Consider the following 22,190-nt stretch of genomic DNA (forward strand, 5'->3'; position numbering starts at 1 on the left):
TGTCAGGGGATGCCGGGTCAGCCGGCGATCTTGCGGCGTGCGTCGTCGAGGCGGCTGGCGACCGTGCCGTCGATGACGTCGTCACCGATCTCGACCTTGATGCCGCCGAGGACGCCGGGGTCGACGACGACGTGCAGGTGGACCGATCGGCCGTACTGCGCGGCGAGCGCGTCGGTCAGCCGACGCTCGTCGTCCGCGCCGAGCGGCCGGGCCACCCGGACGGTCGCCACGTCACGCCCGCGGACGTCGGCGGCGATCTTCTCGAAGTCCTCGAGCGCCACGCTCACGGTGTGCTCGTCGGTCGTGAGCGCCTGCTTGACCAGCGTCAGGGTCGCGGGCGCGACCTTGCCGCCGAGCAGCGCGTCGACCAGGGCGGCCTTGTCGCTGTGGCTGCGGGTGCGGTCGGACAGCGCGCTGCGCAGGTCGCTGCTCGCGTCGATCGCCGCCCGGACGGCGAACAGCTCGTTGACGAGCGTGTCGGCGTCGTCGGAGGACCGGACCGCAGCCACCACGCCGACGTACTCCAGCGCGTCGGCGAGGTCACGGCTACGGGTCCAGCGGCGGCCGACAGCGTCCTTGAGCAGGCCGAGCGTCGCCGCGTCGACCTTGCCCTCGTAGAGCTGGCCCACCAGGCCGGTCTTGGCCTCGGGCGGGAGAGCCGCGTCAGTGGCGTGCCTCCGGAGCGCGGGCTCCGAGCGCAGGCTGGCCGCGACGGAGAACAGGCCGTCGGCGACCGTCGAGGTCCCCTCGACCTGGTCGACCAGAGCCGCCAGCGACTCGCTCGACGCCGCGCGGAACGAGCGCATCAGTTGGCCCCCGCGGTCCCGGTCTCGAGCTCGGCGAGGAAGCGCTCGACGACACGGCCCTGGCGGGCGTCGTCGTCGAGGGACTCACCCACGATGCGACCGGCGAGGTCGGTCGCGAGCGTGCCGACCTCTGCGCGCAGCGACGCGACGGCCGCCTGGCGCTCGGCCTGGATCTGGGCCTTGCCGTGCTCCACGATGCGCGCCGCCTCGGCCTGCGCCTGCTCGCGCATCTCCGCGATGATGGCCGCACCCTGCTCGCGGGCGTCCTCACGGATCCGGGCAGCCTCGTGACGCGCGTCGGCGATCTGCGACTGGAACTCGTCCTTGGCCGAGTTGGCCTCTTCCTTCGCCTGGTCCAGCTCGGCGAACTGCTGCCGGATGGCGTCCTGGCGGGCGGTCATGGCGCGGTTGATCGGCGGCACGACGTACTTCGCGAGGATGGCGAACATGATCGCGAAGGCGATCAACTCCACGAAGAACGTGCCGTTGGGCACGAGGAAGTTGCTCTCGAGCGGGATCAGGTGCGGTGTCATCATCTAGGTCCGGGTCCTTTTACCTGGTGCGGATGGAGCGGGCCCCACGGGGGGACCGACTCACTTGCCGCCGAGGACGAACACGAAGAGGGCCATGAAGGCGAGGTTGATGAAGAACATCGCCTCGACCAGACCCACGGTCAGGAAGAAGATCGTCTGCAGGCGACCCTGGGCCTCCGGCTGACGCGCGACACCCTGGATGTACGACGAACCGGCCAGACCGTCGCCGATACCGGCGCCGATCGCGCCGCCACCGAGGGCGAGGCCGCCGCCGACGAAAGCACCGGCGAGGGTGACGGCCTGGTTCATGTTCTCGACTGCCATGATTCTCCTTGGTTTTCCGCGCCGAACCTGCCCGGCGCTTGTTGATTACCTCTGGTGCGACGTGAGCCTGGGCTCAGGACGCGAGTTCCGGGGACTTCTCCGCCTTGTCGGCGTGCTCGGCGTGCTCCTCGTGGTCGTCGTGACCGGCTCCGGCCATGGCGAAGTAGAGGACCGTCAGCAGGGCGAAGATGAATGCCTGCAGACCGCCGATGATCATGTCGAACATCTTCCACAGCACGTTGGCGATCGGCATGCCCGCCCACCACGGGATGGCCGCGATCAGCGCGAGCATGATGCCGCCGGCGAAGATGTTGCCGAAGAGACGCAGCGCCAGCGTGACCGGCTTGACGAGCTCTTCGAGGATGTTGAGGGGCAGCAGCACCGGGTAGGGCTGCACGAAGTGCTTGAAGTAGCCCAGGCCGCTCTTGCGGATGCCGTAGATCCAGACGCTGACGACGGCGAAGATCGCCATCGCATAGGTCAGGTTGGTGTCCGACGTCGGGGCCGGAAGCAGGTGCGCGTCCTCGTTGAGCTCGGTCGGGACCAGCTCGAGCCAGTTCGCGATGAGGATGAAGAAGAAGAGCGAGATCGCCAGCGGCGCGACGAAGGGGTGGACCTTGCCGAGGTTGTCCTCGACCTGGTTGTTCACCTCGCCGACGACCGACTCCCAGATGATCTGGAGCTTGGTCGGCACGTGGTCGGCCGTGTCGCGGGTGAGCGCGCGGCGCACGAGGAAGCCGAGGAGGAGCACGATCGAGCCCGCCACGAGGGTGCTGATGATCGTGTCGATGTTGAAGGTGAGGCCGAACAGGTGACGCTCGGGGTGCTCACCCGGGGTGATGTGGATCTCGAGGGGCAGCAGGCCGCTCATTGCTCTTTCAGCTCCTTCAACAGCGGGATCGTCGTCATGACCAGCGCGACGAGGCGGAAGATCGCCAGGCCGAGCAGCACGCCGACTCCGTCGGGCCAGAACACTACAGCGATGCCGACGGCCACGATCGCCACGACGCAGAGGCGGACGATCGTGAAGCGGGTGAGCTGACCACGGGTCGGCTCACCGCCGCCGGCGATGACCTTGAGCAGCCAGTACTCGGTGGCGAGGTGGTTGACCAGGCCGAGCAGGACGCCGCCGGCGATGCAGGCGGTGACCAGCCAGCCGGCGCTGAAGCCGAACCAGATGCTGAAGATCATCATCCCGAGCGCGAGGAGCTCGGTCTTCCGCTGGTCGGCGATGACCTTCGAGAGGCTGACGCGGGTGGGCATCGGGGAGGTGTCGGGACCGGTCGTCACGGTGTCACCTCACATGTCCTGCTGGTCGGGGGGTCGGGCCTGGTCGGTCTCACGGAGCGCACGGAGCGCACGCAGGACGAACGCCGTCGCGCCGAGTCCGATGCCGAGGCCGACTCCGACCACCACACCGACGGGCGACGACCCCGCAAGGTGATCGACGAGGAGGCCCAGCACCGTGCATCCCACGACGCAGCCGGCAAGCATGCCGCCCAGGCCGAGGAGGTCGCGCCCACCCATCGGAATCCCTTCGGATCGACGTTCGGCGGGAACGTATCACAGGCTCCGGACCGCTCAGCGACCCGCCCTGGACGCGGGATCGAGACGCTCGACATGGGGTCCACGATCGCTCACCTCCCGGGTCGTCAGGGTCGGTCCCTGAGGGGAACCTGAGTGCTCGTGAAAGTTATCACAAAGTCGTCCGAGGCTCCGCATCGGGGTCGGCCGTCAGGCCGGAGGGACCTTCTCACCGCTACGACGGAAGGGCGTCAGGTTGGGAGCGACGAAGGTGACGACGACGGTCACGGCAAGTCCCGAGATGACGCCGACCAGCACGAGCGGCCCGGTCAGCAGGCTGGCGAACACGGCACCGAACCCCACGAGCGCGGCCCACATCCACATGATGACGACCGCCTTCCGGTGGGAGTGGCCGATCTCGAGCAGCCGGTGGTGCAGGTGTTGCTTGTCGGGCGCGAAGGGAGAGCGACCGGCCGCCGTGCGCCTCACCACCGCCAGCAGCATGTCGGCCAACGGCACCACGAGGATCAGGATCGGGAGCGCCACGGGCAGCAGGAGGGGAAGCAGGCTCGCGCGGGTGCCGTCGAAGCCCGTGGAGAAGTCCACGTCGGAGTACTGCGTCGTCATCGTGATGGCCGCCGAGGACAGCACGAGGCCGATCAGCATCGACCCGCTGTCACCCATGAAGATCCGTGCGGGATGGAAGTTGTGCACGAGGAACCCCAGGCACGCACCGGCGAGCGCGGCCGACAGGAGCGAGGCCGTCGTCGCACGGTCGACGTCGTTGACGATCGTCATCAGGTAGCAGAAGGCGAAGAACGCGGACGCACCGATGCCGATCACGCCGGCCGCGAGCCCGTCCAGGCCGTCGATGAAGTTGACGGCGTTGATGGTCCCGATCACCACGATCGACGTGAGGATCGCGCCCTGCGTCGGGTCGAGACTGAAGCTGACCCCGTTGGGTTGGTAGAAGTACTTGAACTGGATGCCGCCGTACACCAGGACCCCGACCGCGAGCACCTGACCACCGAACTTGGTGAGCGCATCGAGGTCGAAGATGTCGTCGAGCACTCCGACCGCGCACACCAGCGCACCCGCGTAGAGCACGGACAACGCGTCGTCGAACACGAAGGACTGGCTCCCCGAGAGGAACGGCAGCTCACGGGCGACCAGGAAGGCCGCGAAGAGGCCGCCGAGCATCGCCAGGCCGCCGAGGTAGGGGATCGGCTCGGCGTGGACGTCGCGGTCGCGCACCTTCGCGACGGCGCCCGTGCGGACCGCGATCTCGCGGGCCACCACCGTCAGCAGGTAGGTCACCGCTGCGGCGACCAGGAAGACGACGAGGTACTCGCGCATGTCCTACTCGACGTCCGCCGCGGACTCGCCCGGGTCGACGGTCACCCCGTGCTCGGCGAGCGCCTCGTCGAGCTGGGCCAGCGTGATCGCCCCGAGCCGCAGCAACCGGGGTCGGTCGCTGGTCACGTCGACGATGGTCGAGGGCACGGCGCCCGCGCTCGGGCCGCCGTCGACGATGAGCGCCACGGTGTCGCCGAGCATCTCCACCGCCTCCTCGGCGGTGGTGGCGGCCGGCCGCCCGGTCAGGTTGGCCGAGCTCACGGCCAGCGGACCGGTCCGGTCGAGCAGCTCGCGCGCGAGCTCGTGGTCCGGCATGCGCACGGCGACCGTCCCCCGGGTCTCCCCCAGGTCCCAGCGCAGGGAGGACTGCTCGTGGCAGACGAGGGTGAGCGGGCCCGGCCAGAACGCGTCGGTGAGGGCGCGTGCGTAGTCGGGCACCTGGGTGGCGAGCGCGTCGAGCGTGGTCGCGGTGCTCACCAGCACCGGCGGCGGCATCTCGCGGCCGCGTCCCTTGGCGTCCAGCAGCCGGGTCACCGCCTCCGGGTCGAACGCGTCGGCGGCGACGCCGTACACCGTGTCGGTCGGCAGGACCACGAGCCGGCCGCGCTGGATCGCCAGGGCTGCCGCGTCGATCGCTGCCGCGCGCTCCTCCGCCGCGGACACGTCGTAGACCTTGGCGATGCCGGACTCACTCACGTCGCCCATCCTGTCATTCCCCCGTCCGGGCACCGCGTGCCGTCCGTCGTGCCGTGACGAAGCGCGGGCGGTCGTTGAGGTCGCGGTGGTCGCGGACCTCCTCCCAGGATCCCTGGGCGGCGAAGACCGCAGGCGCGGACTCGCCCTGGACGTCGGCGTGCTCGGCGCCGACGACACCGCCGGGGCGCAGCAGCGCAGCCGCCCGCACCGCGAGCGTCCGGATCGCGTCGAGCCCGTCGTCGCCGGAGAAGAGCGCGAGGTGCGGGTCGTGGTCGCGCGCCTCGACCGCCACCGACTCCCAGGCCTCCAGGGGGACGTACGGCGGGTTGCACACCACCACGTCGACGGTGCCGAGGAGGTCGTCGAACTCGGTGAAGGCGTCACCGTGGCGCAGGTCGACGCCGGTGCCGGCGAGGTTGCGCTCGGCCCACGCGTGCGCGGGCTCGTCCAGCTCGACCGCGTGGACCCGGGCCCCGGGGACCTCCTCGGCGATCGACTTCGCGATCACCCCCGAGCCGGTGCAGAGGTCGACCACCACCGGTGCGGTGAGGCCCGCGGAGGACCGCGGGTAACCAGACGCGTGGGTGAGGTGGTCGACCGCCCAGCCGACGAGCAGCTCGGTCTCGGGCCGGGGGACGAACACGCCGGGCCCGACCGCCAGCTCGCCGTAGCGGAAGTACGCCTTGCCCGTGAGGTGCTGCAACGGGTGCCGAGCAGCTCGTCGCTCGATCAGCTCGTCGAACGCCGCCTCCGCGTCGGCCGCGACGTCGGCCACCAGCGGCAACCGGGCGCGCGTGGTGCCCAGGACGTGCGCGAGCAGCTCGGCGGCGTCGTGCTCCGGGCTGGCGACCCCCGCCGCCCCCAGCCGTTCGGCCGCCGCCGCGACCAGGACGCGCGGCGTCACTGCTCGAGGGCCTCGAGCCGGCCGGCCATGTCGGCGTCGACGCACGAGTCGAGGACCGGCTGCAGGTCGCCCTCGAGCACCTGGTCGAGGTTGTAGGCCTTGTAGCCGGTGCGGTGGTCGGAGATCCGGTTCTCCGGGAAGTTGTAGGTGCGGATCCGCTCGGAGCGGTCGACCGTGCGGACCTGGCTCCGGCGGGCCTCGCTCGCCTCCGCGTCCGCCGCCTCCTGGGCCGCGGCGAGCAGGCGGGCGCGCAGGATGCGCAGCGCCTGGTCCTTGTTCTGCAGCTGGCTCTTCTCGTTCTGGCAGCTGACGACGATGCCGGTCGGCAGGTGGGTGATGCGCACCGCGGAGTCGGTCGTGTTGACGCTCTGCCCGCCCGGGCCGCTCGAGCGGAAGACGTCGATGCGCAGGTCGTTGTCGTTGATCTCGACATCGACCGCCTCGGCCTCCGGCACGACCAGCACGCCGGCCGCACTGGTGTGGATGCGGCCCTGCGACTCCGTGACGGGGACGCGCTGCACCCGGTGCACGCCGCCCTCGAACTTGAGCAGGCCGTAGGGCGCCTGACCGGGCTCGGACGACCCGCCCTTCACGGCCACCGTGACGGACTTGTAGCCACCCAGGTCGGACTCGGCCGCGTCGAGGATCTCGGTCTTCCAGCCGCGACGCTCGGCGAAGCGGGTGTACATCCGCAACAGGTCGCCCGCGAAGAGCGCACTCTCCTCACCGCCCTCCCCCGACTTCACCTCGAGGATCGCGTCCTTGTCGTCGACCGGGTCGCGAGGCACCAGCAGGCGGCGCAGCCGCTCGGCGGCCTCCTCCTGCCGCTCCCGCAGCTCGGTGACCTCCTCGGCGAAGGACGGGTCGTCGGCGGCCAGCTCCTGCGCGGCACCGGCGTCGTCGCCGTACTGCTTCCACTCCCGCCAGGCACCGATGATGCTGCCGAGCTCGGCGTAGCGCCGGTTGAGGGTGCGGGCGAGGCGCGCGTCGGCATGGGTCTCCGGCAGCCCGAGCCGGCCCTCCAGCTCCGCATGCTCGGCGAGCATGCCCTCCACTGCTTCGAACACCGCGGTCTCCTCGGGGGTCAGGAATCCCCGGTCGACCGGGGATTCCTGCACTTGTCGGGGTTTGCAAGCCCCCTCAAGTGACAGCAAACCACCGCCAGTCGGGGGCAAAACTACGAGCGCCGACCGACCCGCGGTGCGGGAAGGTCGGCGCTCGGAAGCAGCTACTTGCTGGCGTCCTGCTTCTTGGCGTAGCGGGCCTCGAAGCGGGCGACGCGGCCGCCGGTGTCGAGGATCTTCTGCTTGCCGGTGTAGAACGGGTGGCACTGCGAGCAGACGTCGGCGTGGATCGTGCCGCTGGTCGCGGTGCTGCGCGTCGTGAACGTGTTGCCACAGGTGCAGGTCACGTCGGTCACGACGTAGTCGGGGTGGATGTCCTTCTTCATGGTGTCCTCATCTCTAAGGGGCGCCGGGTCGTCTGCCTCGTGCGGACGTGAACCGGAGCCGACAGGCAAGTGTAGGAGCGCTTTTGCGCCGCTGCCTATTCCGCGGAACGACCCGCGTCACTCCCCCGCTTCGGGGGACGGCGTCGTCTTCTGGACCTGCATCAGGAAGTCGATGTTGGTCGAGGACTTCTTGAGCTTGTCGAGCAGCACCTCGAGGGCCTGCTGGCCGTCGAGCGCGGAGAGCACGCGACGCAGCTTCCACACGATCGCCATCTCCTCCTTGCTCATCAGCAGCTCCTCGCGACGGGTGCCGGACTGGATCACGTCGATGGCGGGGAAGATCCGCTTGTCCGCGAAGTCGCGGCGCAGCCGGATCTCCATGTTGCCCGTGCCCTTGAACTCCTCGAAGATCACCTCGTCCATCTTCGAGCCGCTGTCGATGAGGGCGGTCGCGAGGATCGTCAGCGAGCCGCCGTTCTCGATGTTGCGGGCCGCGCCGAAGAACTTCTTGGGCGGGTAGAGGGCCGCGGAGTCCACGCCGCCGGACAGGATCCGGCCGCTCGCGGGCGCCGCCAGGTTGTAGGCGCGGCCCAGGCGGGTGATGCCGTCGAGGAGTACGACGACGTCGTGCCCCAGCTCGACGAGCCGCTTGGCCCGCTCGATCGCCAGCTCGGCGACGGTGGTGTGGTCACTGGCCGGGCGGTCGAAGGTCGAGGAGATGACCTCGCCCTTGACCGAGCGCTCGAAGTCGGTGACCTCCTCGGGCCGCTCGTCGACGAGCACGACCATGAGGTGGCACTCGGGGTTGTTGGTGGTGATCGAGTTGGCGATCGACTGCAGGATCATGGTCTTGCCGGCCTTCGCCGGGGAGACGATGAGGCCGCGCTGGCCCTTGCCGATCGGCGCGGCGATGTCGATGACGCGGCCGATCATGTTGGTCGGCTCGGTCTCGAGGCGGAGCCGCTCGCTCGGGTAGAGCGGGGTCAGCTTCGCGAAGTCGACGCGGTGCCGGGCCTGCTCGGGGTCGACGCCGTTGACGCTGTCGATGCGCACCATCGGGTTGAACTTCTCCCGGCGCTCGCCCTCGCGGGGCTGGCGCACCTGGCCGACGATCGCGTCGCCGCGGCGCAGGCCGTACTTGCGCACCATCGACAGCGACAGGTAGACGTCGTCGGGACCCGCGAGGTAGCCGCTCGTCCGGACGAACGCGTAGTTGTCGAGCACGTCGAGGATGCCGGCCGCCGGCACCAGGACGTCGTCCTCGAGGATCGTGGTGTCGGGCTCGTTGCGCCCCCCGCCGGTCGTCGTGGTGGTGGTGCGGTTGCGGTCGCGGCCGCGGCGGCGCCGATTGCGGCGCGAGCCGCCCTCGCCGTCGTCGCCCTGGTCGCCGTCCTGCTGCTGCTTCGGGGCGTCCTGCTTCTGCTGACCGTCCTGCTGCTTCTGCTGACCGTCCTGCTGCTTCTGCTGACCGCCCTGCTTCTGCTGAGGAGCCTTCGCCTGCTCCTCGCCCGGCGCCTGCTCCTCCGAGCGCGCCCTGGTCGCCGGCTTGTCGCCTCCCTTGGCCTTCTCGGCCCGGGGCTTCTCCTCGACCTTGGACTCCGCCTTCGGCTGGTCCTTCGGCTGGTTCGACTCCGCCTTCGGCTGGTCCTTCGGTTGGTCCTTCGGCTCAGCCTTGGGCTGGTCCTTCGGCCGCGCCTGGGCCGCCTTGATGGCGTCGACCAGCTGGGCCTTCTTCATGCTGCCGGCACCGGCGATGCCCATGCCGCCCGCCATGGCCTTGAGGTCGGCGATCAGCATGGTGTTGAGCCCGCCACCGCGCTTCTTGGGCGCGGTGGCCGCCTTCTCGGCGGCGGGGCTCTCGATGGTCTCTGTCACGTGAGGTCCTTCCCACGTAAATCGGCCGCTCCGGTCCTCTGTCGGACCGCAGGGCACTTGAAATGAGGGTTCAGGTCCCTCTCGCGTCCGAGGTGCCCGCGGACGAGCGCTCCGGCTGATGCGGGCAGCTGCCCGAGTCGAGGCGAGAAGGAGATCCGCGCGAAGATCGCGCGGCGCCGAAGACCGAGGGATCGGTGAGCTCGACGCACTTGAACGATATCACCGCCACTCGACGGCGGTGACATTCACCACGCGATGGCGCCGCGGGCGTCGATCTCGAGCTGGAGGGCGGTCCAGCCGTCCGGACAGCGGGCGACCAGACCGTCGGTGGTGTCGGTGAAGGCGAGCACGGTCGGCCCGGCGCCGGACACGATCGCCGGCACCCCCTCCGCGCGCAGGGCGTCGACGAGGTCGAGGCTGGCCGGCATCGCGGGGCGGCGGTAGTCCTGGTGCAGCCGGTCGGCGGTCGCCCGCCACAGCTGCTCGGGGCGGCCCGCGAGGGCGGCCACGAGCAGCGCCGAGCGACCGGCGTTGGTCGCCGCGTCGGCGTGCGGCACGTCCTCGGGCAGCAGGCCGCGGGCCAGCTCCGTCGACACCGCGTCGGGCGGTACGAAGACGACGGCGCCGATGCGGGGGTCGACCTCCGAGGGCACCGCGTAGAAGGTCCCGTCCGGGTCCTGCCCGGCGATCACGAAGCCACCCATCAGCGCCGGTGCCACGTTGTCCGGATGGCCCTCGATCCGCGCCGCCAGGTCGAGCAGGCCCTCGTCGCCGAGCAGCAGTCTCCCCCCGGCGACGAGCTCGCGCGCGAGCCAGACCCCGGCGACGATCGCCGCGGAGGACGAGCCGAGGCCGCGCGCGTGCGGGATCACGTTGACGCAGGAGAGCCGGAGGCCAGGAGGCTGGACGCCGATCTCGTCGAACGTCGCGCGCATCGCGCGGACCACGAGGTGGCCCTCGTCCAGCGGTACGGCGTCGCTGCCCACGCCGTCGACCTCCACGACGAGGCCGTGGGCGGTCACCTCCGCCTCGAGGCGGTCGCGCAGGTCGAGCGCGAGCCCGAGGGAGTCGAACCCCGGGCCCAGGTTGGCGGAGGTGGCCGGCACGGAGACCCGCACGGGGCCGGCGGCGAAGTGGGTCATCGTCAGATCAGGTCGGCCGCCGCGGCAGCGGCGTCGAGCTCGGCGTCGACGAGGATCGGCGTCACCTCGCCGAACCACTCCAGCGCGGTGACGGTGTCCTTGAGGCCGTGTCCGGTCACGGTGATGACCACGGTCTGCCCGGCGTAGCCGTCGCCCGCGGCGACGTCGGCGAGGAACCCGGCGACACCCGCGGCCGACGCCGGCTCGACGAAGACGCCCTCGGCGCGCGCCAGCTCGGCCTGCGCCGCGAGGATGGCGTCGTCGCTCAACGCGGCGAAGCCGCCACCGGAGTCGGCGGCCGCCGTCGTCGCGAGCCGCCACGACGCCGGGTTGCCGATCCGGATGGCGCTGGCCCGGGTCTCCGGATCGGGGAAGACCTTGTCGTAGACGATCGGAGCCGCACCCTCGGCCTGGAAGGCCCGCATCCGCGGCAGCTTGGTGGTGCGGTCGCGGTACTGCTGGTAGCCGAGCCAGTACGCCGAGATGTTGCCCGCGTTGCCGACCGGCATGAGGTGCACGTCCGGCGCGTCGCCCAGCCGGTCGACGATCTCGAAGGAGGCGGTCTTCTGCCCCTCGAGCCGGACCGGGTTGACCGAGTTGACCAGCGCGACCGGGTAGTGCTCGGCCAGCCCGCGCGAGAGGTTGAGGCAGTCGTCGAAGTTGCCGCGCACCTGGATCACCCGGGCGCCGTGCACCAGTGCCTGCGCCATCTTGCCAGCGGAGATCTTGCCCTCCGGCACGAGGACGATCGGGGTGATGCCGGCGCGCGCGGCGTAGGCGGCCATCGAGGCGGAGGTGTTGCCGGTCGACGCGCACACGCAGGCCTTCGCGCCCTCGTGCACCGCCACCGAGATCGCGGTCGTCATCCCACGGTCCTTGAACGACCCGGTCGGGTTGGCGCCCTCGACCTTGAGCCACACGTCGGCGGCGCCCACCTCTGAGAGCCAACCGGAGCGCACGAGCGGCGTGCCGCCCTCACCGAGACTGATCGCCGGGGTGCCGGACGGGATGTCCAGCAGCTCGCGGTACTCCTCGATCACGCCGCGCCACTGGTGCCGGCCGCCCACGTCGCTCACTCCTCGGTCCCTTCGACGCGCATCACCGAGGTGACGTCCCGCACGATGTCCATCTCCCGCAGCTCGGCGACGGTCGCCGACAGCTGGGCGTCGGTCGCCTCGTGCGACACCACGACGAGCTGGGCGTCGTCGCCGCGGCCCTCCTGGCGCACGGTCTGGATCGACACGTCGTGGGTGGAGAACGCCGTCGCCACGGCAGCGAGCACGCCCGCGCGGTCGTCGACGTCGATCGCCACGTGGTAGCGGGTCCGGGTCTCCCCCATCGGCAGGACCGCACGATCGGCGTACGCCGACTCGCCCACGCCGCGGGTGCCCTGCTGGCGGTTGCGCGCGACCGTCACGAGGTCGCCGAGCACGGCGCTCGCGGTGGGCGCACCGCCGGCGCCGGGGCCGTAGAACATCAGCTGTCCGGCAGCCTCGGACTCGACGAAGACCGCGTTGTACGCCTCGCGCACGCTGGCGAGCGGGTGCGACCTGGGGATCATCGCGGGGTGCACGCGCACGCTCACACCCGCGTCGCCGCCGCCGGTGCCGGACAGCTCGGCGATCGCGAGCAGCTTCACGACGCTGCCCATGTCGCGCGCCGAGCGGACGTCGGCGGCGGTGACGTCGCTGATGCCCTCGCGGTGCACGTCGGCCGCGGTGACCCGGGAGTGGAAGGCGAGGCTGGCCAGGATCGCCGCCTTGGCCGCGGCGTCGAAGCCCTCGACGTCGGCGGTCGGGTCGGCCTCGGCGTAGCCGAGCGCCTGCGCCTCCTCCAGAGCCTCCTCGAAGCCGGACCCCTGGGTGTCCATCTTGTCGAGGATGAAGTTGGTGGTGCCGTTGACGATGCCGAGGACCCGGGTGACCGTGTCGCCCGCGAGCGACTCGCGCAGCGGCCGCAGGATCGGGATCGCACCGGCGACGGCCGCTTCGTAGTAGAGGTCGCGGCCGGCCTTCTCGGCGGCCTCGTAGAGCGTGGGCCCGTCCTCGGCGAGCAGTGCCTTGTTGGCGGTGACGACCGATGCGCCCGCCTCGAGCGCGGCCAGGATCAGGGACCGTGCGGGCTCGATGCCGCCGATCACCTCGACGACGACGTCCACGTCGCCACGGCTGACGAGGCCGAGCGCGTCCGTGGTGAGCAGGTCGGGAGCGACGGCGACGTCGCGCGGCGCGTCCAGCCGTCGTACGGCGACGCCCGCGAGCTCGACCGGGACCCCGACCCGCGCTGCGAGGTCGCCCGCCTGCTCACCGAGCAGCCGCACCACCTGGGAACCGACGACGCCGCAGCCCAGCACCGCCACCTTGAGGGGCTTGTCGCCCTCCTGATTCACAACACTCACCCGACATCCGTCGCCAACAGGTCGGCCTCAGTCTCTCGCCGTACGACGACGGAGGCGACGCCGTCCCGTACCGCGATCACCGGCGGCCGGAGCGCGTGGTTGTAGTTGGAGGCCATCGAGCGGCAGTAGGCGCCGGTGCCGGGCACCGCCAGCAGGTCGCCCGGCGCGACGTCGCCGGGGAGGAATTCGTCGCGCACGACGATGTCGCCCGCCTCGCAGTGCTTGCCCACGACGCGGGTCAGCACGGGCGCCGCCTCCGAGCGCCGGCTCGCGAGCGTGCAGGAGTAGTCGGCGTCGTAGAGGGCCGTACGGATGTTGTCGCTCATGCCGCCGTCGACGCTGACGTAGGTGCGGACCGCTCCCGCGTCGAGCTCGACGGCCTTGACGGTGCCGACCGTGTAGACGGTGCACATCGCCGGGCCGACGATCGCGCGGCCGGGCTCGATGGAGAGCCGAGGCTGGTCGATGCCGAGCGCGCGGCACTCGTGCTCGACGATCTTGCCCATCTCGGTCGCGAGCTGCGCCGGGTCCGCCGGGTCGTCCTGCGTCGTGTAGGCGATGCCGAAACCGCCGCCGAGGTCCATCTCGGGCAGGGTGACGCCGAGCTCGTCGGAGACCCGGGCGTGCAGTGCCAGCACGCGTCGGGCGGCGACCTCGAAGCCGGAGGAGTCGAAGATCTGGCTGCCGATGTGGGAGTGCAGGCCGAGCAGCTCGACCCCCGGCGCCTCCTGCAGCAGCCGCACCGCCTCGAAGGCCGCCCCGGAGGTGATCGAGAAGCCGAACTTCTGGTCCTCGTGCGCCGTGGCGATGAACTCGTGCGTGTGCGCCTCGACGCCCGCGGTCACCCGGACCATCACCCGCGCCGCCATCCCGGTGTCCGCGGCGACCATGGCGACCCGCTCGACCTCCTGGAACGAGTCGACGATGATCCGCCCGACGCCCTCGGCGACCGCGCGGCGCAGCTCGGCCACCGTCTTGTTGTTGCCGTGGTAGCCGATCCGCGCCGGGTCGACGCCGGCCCGCAGGGCGACGGTGAGCTCACCGGCGGAGCACACGTCGAGGCAGAGACCCTCCTCGGAGATCCAGCGGGCGACCGCCGTGCAGAGAAACGCCTTGCCGGCGTAGTAGACGTCCCAGCCGGCGAACGCGTCGCCGAACGCGCGGGCACGCGCCCGGAAGTCGGCCTCGTCGAGCACGTAGGCCGGGGTGTTGTGGTCGGCGACCAGGTCGGCCAGCGGCACCCCCCCGACCACCAGGTCGCCGGACTCGGTCTTGTGGGCCGTGCTCGACCACAACATCGGCACGAGGTCGTTGGCGTCGCGCGGCGCCTGCAGCCAGGACGGCCCGCGCAGGGCGCCGGGCGCGTGCGCCCAGCCGGCTTCGTGGGTCATTACATCCGCTCCGGGGCGGAGACGCCGAGCAGCTCGAGGCCGTTGGCGAAGACCGTCTGCGTCGCGACCACGAGGACCAGGCGGGCGAGGTTCGCCGGACCGACGGGCTCGTCGCCCTGCGGCAGCATCCGGCACTCCTTGGTGTCGTACCACTTGTTGAAGGTCGACGCGGTGTCCTCGAGGTAGCGGGCGATCCGGTGCGGTTCGCGCAGCTCGGCCGCGCTCGCGACCACGCGGGGGAACTCGGCCAGCGCCCGCAGCAGGTCGCCGTCACGGTCGTGGGAGAGCAGCGACGGGTCGAAGTCGTCCGGCAGGCCCATCCCGAGCTCCGTGGCGTTCTCCCGCATCCGGCAGGTGCGCGCATGGGCGTACTGCACGTAGTAGACGGGGTTGTCGTTGGAGGCCTTGGTGATCTCCGCGACGTCGAGGGTGAGCGGGCTGTCGGCGGGATAGCGCGCCAGCGAGTAGCGCAGCGCGTCGACGCCGATCTCCTCGGCGAGCTCGTGCAGGGTCACGATCGTCCCGGCGCGCTTGGAGAGCTTCAGCTCCTGGCCGTCGCTGAGGATCTTGACCAGCTGACCGATCATCACGTCGAGCGTCTGGTCGGGGTCGTCGCCCACGCAGGCCGCCATCGCCCGCAGCCGGCCGACGTAGCCGTGGTGGTCGGCCCCGAGCAGGTAGATGCAGTGGTCGAACCCCCGCCTGCGCTTGTCGAGGTAGTAGGCGGTGTCGGAGGCGAAGTAGGTCAGCTCGCCGTCGGACTTGATGAGGACCCGGTCCTTGTCGTCGCCGAAGTCGGTGGTGCGCATCCAGAGCGCGCCGTCGTCCTCGAAGACGTGCCCGAGGTCCTTCAGGCGCTGCAGGGTCTCCGGCACCGACCCGGAGTCGTGGAGCGAGAGCTCGGAGAACCACACGTCGAAGTGGGTGTTGAAGCCGTCGAGCTGGTCCTGCTGCTCCTTGAGCTGGATCTCGTAGCCCACGGCCCGCACAGCGGTGCGCCGCTCGTCGGCGGGCAGCTCGAAGATGCCGGGCCGAGCGGCCTCGACCGCCTTGGCCAGGTCGTCGATGTAGCCGCCCTGGTAGCCGCCCTCCGGGGTGGGCTCGCCGAGCGCCGCGGCGATGATCGAGTCGGCGAAGTGGTTCATCTGCACGCCGCGGTCGTTGATGTAGAACTCCCGGGTCACCTCGGCGCCCGCCGCGCTCAGCACCCGCCCGATGGCATCGCCGAGCACCGCCCACCGGGTGTGGCCGAGGTGGAGCGGACCGGTCGGGTTGGCCGAGATGAACTCGACGTTGATCTTCTGGCCCGCGAGCGTCTCGGTGTGTCCGTACGACGCCCCGGCAGCCGCGATCACGGCCGCGACCTGGCCCTGCGCGCCGGCCTCGACCGAGATGTTGAGGAAGCCCGGGCCTGCGACCTCGACCCCGGAGATGCCGTCGGCACCGGCCAGCTCGGCCGCCAGCAGCTCGCCGAACGCGCGCGGGTTGGTGCCGGCCTTCTTCGCCAGCTGCAGCGCGACGTTGGTCGCGTAGTCGCCGTGCCCCTTCTGACGCGGACGCTCCACCGTCACCTCAGCAGGGACGCCGTCGGGCAGGGCGAGATCGCCCCTTTCGACGAGCGCCGTCAAGGCGCCGACGATGGTGGTGGAGAGCTGGTCGGGATTCACCCGCCAAGGGTATCGGCGGCCCCAGGTTTCTCTTGCACGGATATCGCCCGGTAAGGTCCACACCGCGTCAGCACCGCATGTGCGGGCGTGTTGCCTCCGTAGCTCAGGGGATAGAGCACTGGTTTCCGGTACCAGGTGCCGCAGGTTCGAATCCTGCCGGAGGCGCCCTGCAACGTCTCAGCACATCTCCGACGGCACCCTCCGCTTCCACCGCACGCGGTAGGCCGAGCGCGGGCCCTTCCCAAAGTTTTCACGAAACCCCCTTCCCCCGGTGAACAGCAGGTGGACACTGCGGTCATACCGACACCGTGGGGGTCCAATGGCTGAGCAGTCCGTCGTCGTCAAGGGGCGCACGTTCGAAGCACCCGCGAAGGGCCCGTGGGAGCTCGAGTCCACCCACGGCTCCCGCCCGATGACCCGGCTCGCGCAGGCCGCCTTCATGGACGGCTTCCCCCGCGGGTTCAGCGAGGGCACCTCCCGCTACGGGGTGCTGCTCGACCACCTGCGACCGGGGTTCGTGCACTCGTTCTTCTACAACCAGCCGGCCCCGGTCGGCGCGCCGCCGGGGGCGATGGGACCGCCGCCCAAGCCGGTGCTGCAGCTCCTCAGCCGGGTGCACCCGGAGATGCGCAGGCGGCACAAGGCAGCCGCGGCGGCCATGGAGGGCAAGCTCTGGCGCAAGGACCTCCAGACGTGGGACGAGGTCGACAAGCCGGCGGCGATCAAGGGCCACCGGGCGATCCAGGCCGTCGACGTGGCCGCGCTGTCGGACGCCGAGCTCGCCGACCACGTCGACCGTTGCGCGCAGCACCTGGTCGACAGCGCCTACCTCCACCACAAGTACACGATCACCGCCTGCCTCCCGGTCGGCGACTTCCTGGCCGGCGCGACGACGTGGACCGGTGCCGGCGTCGGTGAGCTGATGGGGCTGCTGCGCGGACGGTCGGCGATCTCCCGCGGCTTCGCCTCCACCGAGCTCGACGCCGCCGCGAAGGCGCTGACCACCTCGGAGTCGGCCCAGGCCGTGCTCGCGGCCGCCACCCCGTCGGCGGACACACTGGCCACGCTCACCGAGCACCCGGAGGTGGGTGAGGAGGTGACGGCGTACCTCGACGCCGTCCGCTGGCGCAGCGTCGGGTACGACGTCGGCGACCAGGTCGCCGGCGAGCTGCCGGACGTGCTGGTCGAGGCCCTCCGCACGGCCCTGGCCGGCACCTCACCCTCGGCACCCGACGACGACAGCGCACTCACCGCCCTGCGCGAGCGCGTCCCGGCCGAGCACCGCGCCGACTTCGACGACCGGCTCGACCAGGTCCGGCACATCTACCGGATCCGCGACGAGCGCGGCGTCTTCTCCGACGGCTGGGCGACCGGGCTGGCCCGCAGGGCGATGCTCGAGGTGGGCAGGCGGGCCCACGCGGCCGGCCGCCTCGACGATCCCGAGCACGGTGTCGAGCTCGACGCCGCGGAGGCGCGCGCGCTGCTGACCACCGCGGACGGACCGAGTGCGGCCGAGGTGGCCGAGCGGTTCGAGTGGCGCACCACCACGACCACCTCCGACGCCCCGGCGTTCCTGCGCGCGATGCCCGCCCCTCCCCCGCCGAGCGCCTGGCTGCCCGAGCCGGCCCGCCGCACGCAGGACGCGATCAGCATCTTCCTCGAGAGCCTCTTCGGCGTGCCGGAGACGCCCAACACCGACACCGTGCTGACGGGGCTGTCCGTCAACACCGGCGTCTACGAGGGCACCGCCCGGCTGGTCGACAGCTCGGCCGACTTCGACCGCATCAAGCAGGGTGACGTGCTGGTGACGCGGATGACGTCGCCGTACTTCAACGTCGTCCTGCCGATGCTCGGCGCGATCGTCACGGACCGCGGCGGGCAGCTGTGCCACGCGGCGATCGTCGCCCGCGAGTACGGCATCCCCGGCATCGTCGGCACCCGCGACGCCACCAGCACGATCCCGGACGGCGCGCGCGTGCGCGTCGACGGGACCACCGGCGAAGTGCGGTTGCTCGAGTGACCCCAGGCGGGGAGGGCGCGCTCGCTCCGCTCGTCGCGGCGACCGACGAGTGCGTGTACGGCGGCAAGGCGGCCCAGCTCGCGACGGCCCTCGGCGCCGGCCTGCCGGTGCCCGGTGGGTTCGCACTCGGCTGGGACGCCGTGCGCGACGTCGTCGCCGGCGAGGTCGACCTCCGAGCGCTGCTCGACACGATGGCACCGGGCCCGTGGGCGGTGCGCTCCAGCGCGATCGGCGAGGACTCCGAGGACGCCTCCTTCGCCGGCACGCACCTCAGCGTGCTCGGCGTCGTCGGGTCCGCGGCTGTCCGCGACGCGGTCCACCGGGTCCACGAGTCGGCCCACGACCCGGGCGCCATCGCCTACCGGGAGCAGCACGGACTCGACCCTGCCCCGCGGATGGCCGTGGTGCTGCAGGAGATGGTCGCCTCCGAGGTGGCCGGGGTGCTCTTCACCCGGCACCCGCTCACCGGGGCGCGCGAGCGCCTGATCGAGGCGAGCTGGGGGCTCGGCGAGGTGGTGGTGAGCGGCCAGGTCACCCCCGACCAGTACCGGCTCTCCCCCGACGGCGTGCCGCTGGAGTGCACGACCGGCGAGAAGGACATCGCGCTGCGGCTCCGAGCCGACGGCCGGGTCGAGGAACAGGCCGTGGACCCCGGCCTGGTCGAGGCCCCCTGCCTCGACGACGTCCGCCTGCAGGCCCTGCACCAGCTCGCCTCGGCCTGCGACACCGTCTTCGACGCCGAGGACCACGACATCGAGTTCGCCTTCGCCGGGGAGCGCCTCTACCTCCTGCAGCGGCGCCCGATCACGCATGGCTGATCCGGGGCCGAGGGCACCGTCGAGCAAGGGCCGCGGCCTGACCGGGGCGTTGCTCGCCGCAGCCCTGATGCCGCTCAACTCGACGATGGTCGCGGTGGCGGTGCCCTCGATCGCACGCACCTTCGACCACGACCCGGCCGACGTCACCCAGGCGCTCGTCGCGACCTACCTGATCGCGGCCATCGCCCTCCAGGGTCCGGGTGGCAAGCTCGGGGACCGGCTCGGGCACTGGCGCGTCTGCGTGCTGGGGCAGGTCGTGATCGCCACCGGCGCGGTGGTCGGCTTCGTCGCGCCGAGCCTGCCGGTCCTGGCCGGATCGCGGATCCTGATGGCGACCGGCGGTGCACTCGCCGTACCCGCCACGGTGGCCCTGCTGCGCATCGAGCTGCCGCCGGACCGGCGGGCCCGTGCGTTCGGCATGTTCGGCGCGATCATGGCCTCGGCCGCCGCGCTCGGCCCGATCATCGGCGGGATCCTCGTCGACGCCTTCGGCTGGCAGGCCGTCTTCGTGGCGAACCTGCCCGTCCTGCTGGTCGCAGCGATCCTCGTCGCGGCGATCGACCGTCTCCGGACGACGCGACCGGCCGCCGCCTTCGACTGGCCGGGCTCCCTGCTGCTGACCGCGGCGCTGGCGCTGCTGGTGATCGGCGCCGAGCGGACCGACGAGCTCGCGGCCCTCCTCGTCGGTGGTGGCCTGGTGCTGATGGCCGGCTTCGCCGCGCGCGAGCGCCACGCCGCCGACCCCGTGATCGCGTTCGCCATCTTCGGGTCGCGGGCGTTCACCGCCGGCACCCTGCTGATCTGCCTGCAGAACCTGGTGATGTACGCCCTGATCTTCGAGCTGCCCCTGGTCCTCGAGCAGCTCTTCGACCTCGGTGCCCGGGAGACCGGTCAGCTGCTGATCTTCCTGATGGTCGCCATGGTGCTGATGTCATTGGTCGCCGGGCGCCTGACCGAGCGGCTCGGACCCCGCACGCTCGCCGTGACCGGCTCGCTGGTCTGCCTGGCCGGCATGGCGATCCTGGTGGTCCAGGACGTCGCCTCGCCCGGTCAGGTGCGGCTCCCCCTCGCCCTCCTCGGCGTCGGCATCGGCCTGTGCAGCCCGGCCGCCCAGACCGCGTCGCTCTCGGCGATCCGGCCGGAGCAGAGCGGGATGGCGGCCGGTGTCAGCTCGACGATGCGCTACCTCGGCGGCGTCGCCGGCATCGCGTTCCTCGGACGGGTCCTCGAGCTGCGCGAGGGGCCGGCCGCCGTACGCGACTCCCACCACACGGTGACCGTCGCCTTCACGTGCGTGCTGCTCGCCGGGCTGGCGTGCGCGGCGCTGCTCCCGGGCCGCAGCGCCGTCGCCGCCGACGAGCCTCAGAGCACGCGGCCGTAGAAGACGTCGCTGGTCCAGATCGGCTCGAGGCTGACGACCGTCCCGCTGTGCGGCGCGTGCCAGATCATCCCGTCGCCCGCGTAGATCGCGACGTGGTAGACCCCGCCCGAACCGCCGAAGAACACCAGGTCGCCGGGCTGCGGGTCGCTGACCGGCTGCGCCATCGCGGCCTGCGCCGCCGCGGAGTGCGGGAGGGAGACGCCGAGCTGGCTGTACACGTACATGGTCAGTCCGGAGCAGTCGAACGCGTCGGGCCCGGCGGCACCGTAGACGTACGGGTCACCCGCCTCCCGGCTCGCGAGGTCGACGGCCTGCTGGCCGCGGGTCGCGGCCTGCACGGCGGCGACGTGCTCCCGGTGCCGGCGTACGGCGGCGCGGTGCACCTGGACGGCGTGGCGGTGCTGCGCCCGTACGACGGCAGGGGCCACCGAGGCGTCACGAGGCGCGGTCGCGTCGGCGGCGGGGGTCGCCAGGACGCCCGCCGCGGCGAGCGCGGCGAGGCCGGAGACGACCGTGAGGCGCGCGGAAGCGCGCACAGCGGAGGTGTGCATCGGAGAAGTCCTTCATCAGCGACGCCTGCGAAAGCTGACCTGTCGGGTTCGGGCTGCTGTTGCCCGGGCGGTCCGCTCCTGCGAGCGGTCCCACCTTCACCCCGAGCCGGCGCGTGCCGGCGTACTGCTCGGTGCCCCCGTGCCCGTCATCCCATCGGTGCTCGACGTCTCCCCGTGACGTGACGGGCCTCGGCGCGACACGGGCGGCCCCGGCCCGTTGCTGGCCGAGGTCTGGCCGTGGATCACGGCCGACGACGACGCTAGCTGGCAGCTAGCAGGCCCGCCGTGGGCCGCGCCACATCCAGGACGTGAGCCTGGCCACTGGCACGGTGCGAGGCTCGCGCCCTAGCCTTCCTCCCACATCACCGCACCTCGGGGGGAACGCATGGCCACCAGGAAGACCGCGAAGAAGACCGCCGCGAAGACGACCGGCGCAGGCCAGCGGACCTGGCGGCCGACCGCCGAGGCGGACAAGAAGGCCGGGCGCTTCCGCCTGATCGCCGGCGGGCTGTGGCTGCTCGCCATCGCGCTCGAGGTCTGCGGGATCTTCGGGATCCTGCTCAACGACGGCATCCTCGACGACACGACGTCGGTCGCCGACGACGGCACCGTCACCACCGGGACCAGCTTCCCCGGCTGGGCGTTCGGCGTCCTCATCGGGCTGCTCGTGGTGATGGCGATCCTGACGATCGTCGGGTCGCAGCTGTGGAAGAAGGCCCAGGAGCTCGACCCGCCCTCGGAGCGGAACCCGGTCTCGTTCTTCCTCAAGAGCCAGCTCGGCGCCATCGTCCCGCTCATCGCGTTCGTGCCGATCATCGTCTTCATCTTCCTGAACAAGAACATGTCGAAGCAGCAGAAGGGCTGGGCGGGCGGGGTCGGCATCGTCCTCGCGCTCGTCGCGGTCGCCCTCGGCATCAACTACGACCCGCCGTCGCAGGAGGAGTACACCGCGGACCAGCAGGCCGTGATCCAGCTGCTCGGCAAGGACGAGGTCTACTGGGCCGACGGGAGCTCGGTCTACCACGTCTGCTCGTCGGTCTCGGACCTCGCCCGTAGCGACACCGTCGGGTCCGGGACGACCGCGGAGGCGATCGCCGACGGCATCCCGCGCCTGACCCTCAAGATCGGGAGCGAGCTGGAATCGTGCGGCCTCCCTGTGCCCAACAACATCACTGAGATCGAGGACGCCATCCGCAACTTCCGTGACGGCCAAGCGACCGAGCAGGTCCTCCCCAGCCCCGACTGGACCGGCGTCGAGGGGGCGCCGCCTTCCGGGCCGGACCTCGACGACCTCAACGACGCGATCGACCACGCGAAGGACGCCTCCTGATCACTCCACCCGCACGCTCCCGCT

The 22,190-nt window shown here is 71.5% G+C and carries 22 protein-coding genes and 1 tRNA gene; 5 read left to right on the forward strand and 18 right to left on the reverse strand.

The annotated features are described in order from the left end of the window. Positions 1-17 precede the first annotated feature (17 nt). From ACAX67_RS20570 to argS, 17 genes are all read right to left on the reverse strand, one after another. Positions 18-806: a F0F1 ATP synthase subunit delta gene (locus ACAX67_RS20570; protein WP_370705769.1), complete on the reverse strand. Its 789-nt coding sequence runs from the start codon at positions 804-806 to the stop codon at positions 18-20. Continuing rightward, on the reverse strand, positions 806-1,342 hold the full coding sequence (locus ACAX67_RS20575) for a F0F1 ATP synthase subunit B (RefSeq protein WP_370705770.1): 537 nt from the start codon (positions 1,340-1,342) through the stop codon (positions 806-808). The genes ACAX67_RS20570 and ACAX67_RS20575 overlap by 1 nt, the downstream gene beginning before the upstream one ends. A 57-nt stretch (positions 1,343-1,399) precedes the next feature. Continuing rightward, a complete protein-coding gene (locus ACAX67_RS20580; RefSeq protein WP_370705771.1) occupies positions 1,400-1,663 on the reverse strand; it encodes a F0F1 ATP synthase subunit C in 264 nt (87 codons plus the stop codon). Between the two features lie 73 nt (positions 1,664-1,736). Continuing rightward, entirely contained in the window at positions 1,737-2,534 is a 798-nt protein-coding gene (atpB, locus tag ACAX67_RS20585; protein ID WP_370705772.1) for a F0F1 ATP synthase subunit A, read from the reverse strand. After that, on the reverse strand, positions 2,531-2,953 hold the full coding sequence (locus tag ACAX67_RS20590) for a hypothetical protein (protein ID WP_370705773.1): 423 nt from the start codon (positions 2,951-2,953) through the stop codon (positions 2,531-2,533). The genes atpB and ACAX67_RS20590 overlap by 4 nt, the downstream gene beginning before the upstream one ends. Before the next feature lie 9 nt (positions 2,954-2,962). After that, positions 2,963-3,190, reverse strand: a complete 228-nt coding sequence (locus ACAX67_RS20595; protein ID WP_370705774.1) for a hypothetical protein — start codon at positions 3,188-3,190, stop codon at positions 2,963-2,965. A 207-nt stretch (positions 3,191-3,397) separates the two neighbouring features. Further along, on the reverse strand, positions 3,398-4,543 hold the full coding sequence (locus tag ACAX67_RS20600; RefSeq protein WP_370705775.1) for a glycosyltransferase family 4 protein: 1,146 nt from the start codon (positions 4,541-4,543) through the stop codon (positions 3,398-3,400). Positions 4,544-4,546: 3 nt separating this feature from the next. Further along, complete coding sequence (locus ACAX67_RS20605; protein WP_370705776.1) at positions 4,547-5,239, reverse strand: L-threonylcarbamoyladenylate synthase; 693 nt, start codon at positions 5,237-5,239, stop codon at positions 4,547-4,549. A gap of 13 nt (positions 5,240-5,252) precedes the next feature. Then, positions 5,253-6,143 carry a peptide chain release factor N(5)-glutamine methyltransferase gene (gene prmC / locus ACAX67_RS20610; protein ID WP_370705777.1) on the reverse strand — a complete coding sequence of 297 codons (891 nt, stop codon included), beginning with the start codon at positions 6,141-6,143 and terminating at the stop codon, positions 5,253-5,255. After that, positions 6,140-7,210, reverse strand: a complete 1,071-nt coding sequence (prfA, locus tag ACAX67_RS20615; protein WP_370705778.1) for a peptide chain release factor 1 — start codon at positions 7,208-7,210, stop codon at positions 6,140-6,142. Before prfA ends, prmC begins: the two co-directional genes overlap by 4 nt. A gap of 161 nt (positions 7,211-7,371) precedes the next feature. Further along, entirely contained in the window at positions 7,372-7,593 is a 222-nt protein-coding gene (rpmE, locus tag ACAX67_RS20620; protein ID WP_370705779.1) for a 50S ribosomal protein L31, read from the reverse strand. Between the two features lie 117 nt (positions 7,594-7,710). After that, positions 7,711-9,468, reverse strand: coding sequence for a transcription termination factor Rho (gene rho, locus ACAX67_RS20625; RefSeq protein WP_370705780.1), 1,758 nt, complete (start codon positions 9,466-9,468; stop codon positions 7,711-7,713). Between the two features lie 245 nt (positions 9,469-9,713). Beyond that, positions 9,714-10,610 (reverse strand): homoserine kinase, encoded by an 897-nt coding sequence (gene thrB, locus ACAX67_RS20630; RefSeq protein WP_370705781.1) that lies wholly within the window; start codon positions 10,608-10,610, stop codon positions 9,714-9,716. A gap of 2 nt (positions 10,611-10,612) precedes the next feature. Continuing rightward, entirely contained in the window at positions 10,613-11,677 is a 1,065-nt protein-coding gene (thrC, locus tag ACAX67_RS20635) for a threonine synthase (RefSeq protein ID WP_370705841.1), read from the reverse strand. A 5-nt stretch (positions 11,678-11,682) separates the two neighbouring features. Next, positions 11,683-13,008 (reverse strand): homoserine dehydrogenase, encoded by a 1,326-nt coding sequence (locus tag ACAX67_RS20640; protein ID WP_370705782.1) that lies wholly within the window; start codon positions 13,006-13,008, stop codon positions 11,683-11,685. Beyond that, on the reverse strand, positions 13,005-14,399 hold the full coding sequence (lysA, locus tag ACAX67_RS20645; protein WP_370705783.1) for a diaminopimelate decarboxylase: 1,395 nt from the start codon (positions 14,397-14,399) through the stop codon (positions 13,005-13,007). Before lysA ends, ACAX67_RS20640 begins: the two co-directional genes overlap by 4 nt. Continuing rightward, positions 14,399-16,066 carry an arginine--tRNA ligase gene (gene argS, locus ACAX67_RS20650; protein ID WP_370705784.1) on the reverse strand — a complete coding sequence of 556 codons (1,668 nt, stop codon included), beginning with the start codon at positions 16,064-16,066 and terminating at the stop codon, positions 14,399-14,401. The genes lysA and argS overlap by 1 nt, the downstream gene beginning before the upstream one ends. Before the next feature lie 92 nt (positions 16,067-16,158). Between argS and ACAX67_RS20655 the strand changes: the two genes are divergently transcribed. The 4 genes from ACAX67_RS20655 to ACAX67_RS20670 all read left to right on the forward strand — a co-directional run bounded on the left by ACAX67_RS20655 (position 16,159) and on the right by ACAX67_RS20670 (position 20,285). Then, positions 16,159-16,231 (forward strand) — tRNA-Arg (locus ACAX67_RS20655). 154 nt (positions 16,232-16,385) lie between these two features. Continuing rightward, complete coding sequence (locus tag ACAX67_RS20660) at positions 16,386-18,086, forward strand: PEP-utilizing enzyme (protein WP_370705785.1); 1,701 nt, start codon at positions 16,386-16,388, stop codon at positions 18,084-18,086. After that, positions 18,083-18,904, forward strand: a complete 822-nt coding sequence (locus tag ACAX67_RS20665; protein WP_370705786.1) for a PEP/pyruvate-binding domain-containing protein — start codon at positions 18,083-18,085, stop codon at positions 18,902-18,904. Before ACAX67_RS20660 ends, ACAX67_RS20665 begins: the two co-directional genes overlap by 4 nt. After that, complete coding sequence (locus ACAX67_RS20670; RefSeq protein WP_370705787.1) at positions 18,897-20,285, forward strand: MFS transporter; 1,389 nt, start codon at positions 18,897-18,899, stop codon at positions 20,283-20,285. Before ACAX67_RS20665 ends, ACAX67_RS20670 begins: the two co-directional genes overlap by 8 nt. Here ACAX67_RS20670 and ACAX67_RS20675 read toward each other — a convergent pair. Continuing rightward, on the reverse strand, positions 20,267-20,836 hold the full coding sequence (locus ACAX67_RS20675) for a C40 family peptidase (protein ID WP_370705788.1): 570 nt from the start codon (positions 20,834-20,836) through the stop codon (positions 20,267-20,269). The two genes, ACAX67_RS20670 and ACAX67_RS20675, sit on opposite strands and share 19 nt — an antisense overlap. Before the next feature lie 385 nt (positions 20,837-21,221). On the opposite strand from ACAX67_RS20675, the gene ACAX67_RS20680 reads away from it, so the two are divergent. Next, complete coding sequence (locus ACAX67_RS20680; protein ID WP_370705789.1) at positions 21,222-22,166, forward strand: hypothetical protein; 945 nt, start codon at positions 21,222-21,224, stop codon at positions 22,164-22,166. The last annotated feature ends 24 nt before the right edge of the window (positions 22,167-22,190 follow it).

The organism is Nocardioides candidus, from assembly GCF_041321175.1.
GTDB lineage: Bacteria > Actinomycetota > Actinomycetes > Propionibacteriales > Nocardioidaceae > Nocardioides.

What these genes read in the sequence shown, in the direction of transcription:
- ACAX67_RS20680 (WP_370705789.1), top strand. Translation starts at nt 21,222, where the DNA reads ATGGCCACCAGGAAGACCGCGAAGAAGACCGCCGCGAAGACGACCGGC.
- ACAX67_RS20570 (WP_370705769.1), bottom strand. Translation starts at nt 806, where the DNA reads ATGCGCTCGTTCCGCGCGGCGTCGAGCGAGTCGCTGGCGGCTCTGGTC.
- ACAX67_RS20675 (WP_370705788.1), bottom strand. Translation starts at nt 20,836, where the DNA reads ATGCACACCTCCGCTGTGCGCGCTTCCGCGCGCCTCACGGTCGTCTCC.
- ACAX67_RS20595 (WP_370705774.1), bottom strand. Translation starts at nt 3,190, where the DNA reads ATGGGTGGGCGCGACCTCCTCGGCCTGGGCGGCATGCTTGCCGGCTGC.
- ACAX67_RS20600 (WP_370705775.1), bottom strand. Translation starts at nt 4,543, where the DNA reads ATGCGCGAGTACCTCGTCGTCTTCCTGGTCGCCGCAGCGGTGACCTAC.
- atpB (WP_370705772.1), bottom strand. Translation starts at nt 2,534, where the DNA reads ATGAGCGGCCTGCTGCCCCTCGAGATCCACATCACCCCGGGTGAGCAC.
- thrB (WP_370705781.1), bottom strand. Translation starts at nt 10,610, where the DNA reads ATGACCCACTTCGCCGCCGGCCCCGTGCGGGTCTCCGTGCCGGCCACC.
- ACAX67_RS20660 (WP_370705785.1), top strand. Translation starts at nt 16,386, where the DNA reads ATGGCTGAGCAGTCCGTCGTCGTCAAGGGGCGCACGTTCGAAGCACCC.
- ACAX67_RS20670 (WP_370705787.1), top strand. Translation starts at nt 18,897, where the DNA reads ATGGCTGATCCGGGGCCGAGGGCACCGTCGAGCAAGGGCCGCGGCCTG.
- lysA (WP_370705783.1), bottom strand. Translation starts at nt 14,399, where the DNA reads ATGACCCACGAAGCCGGCTGGGCGCACGCGCCCGGCGCCCTGCGCGGG.
- rpmE (WP_370705779.1), bottom strand. Translation starts at nt 7,593, where the DNA reads ATGAAGAAGGACATCCACCCCGACTACGTCGTGACCGACGTGACCTGC.
- ACAX67_RS20575 (WP_370705770.1), bottom strand. Translation starts at nt 1,342, where the DNA reads ATGATGACACCGCACCTGATCCCGCTCGAGAGCAACTTCCTCGTGCCC.
- ACAX67_RS20580 (WP_370705771.1), bottom strand. Translation starts at nt 1,663, where the DNA reads ATGGCAGTCGAGAACATGAACCAGGCCGTCACCCTCGCCGGTGCTTTC.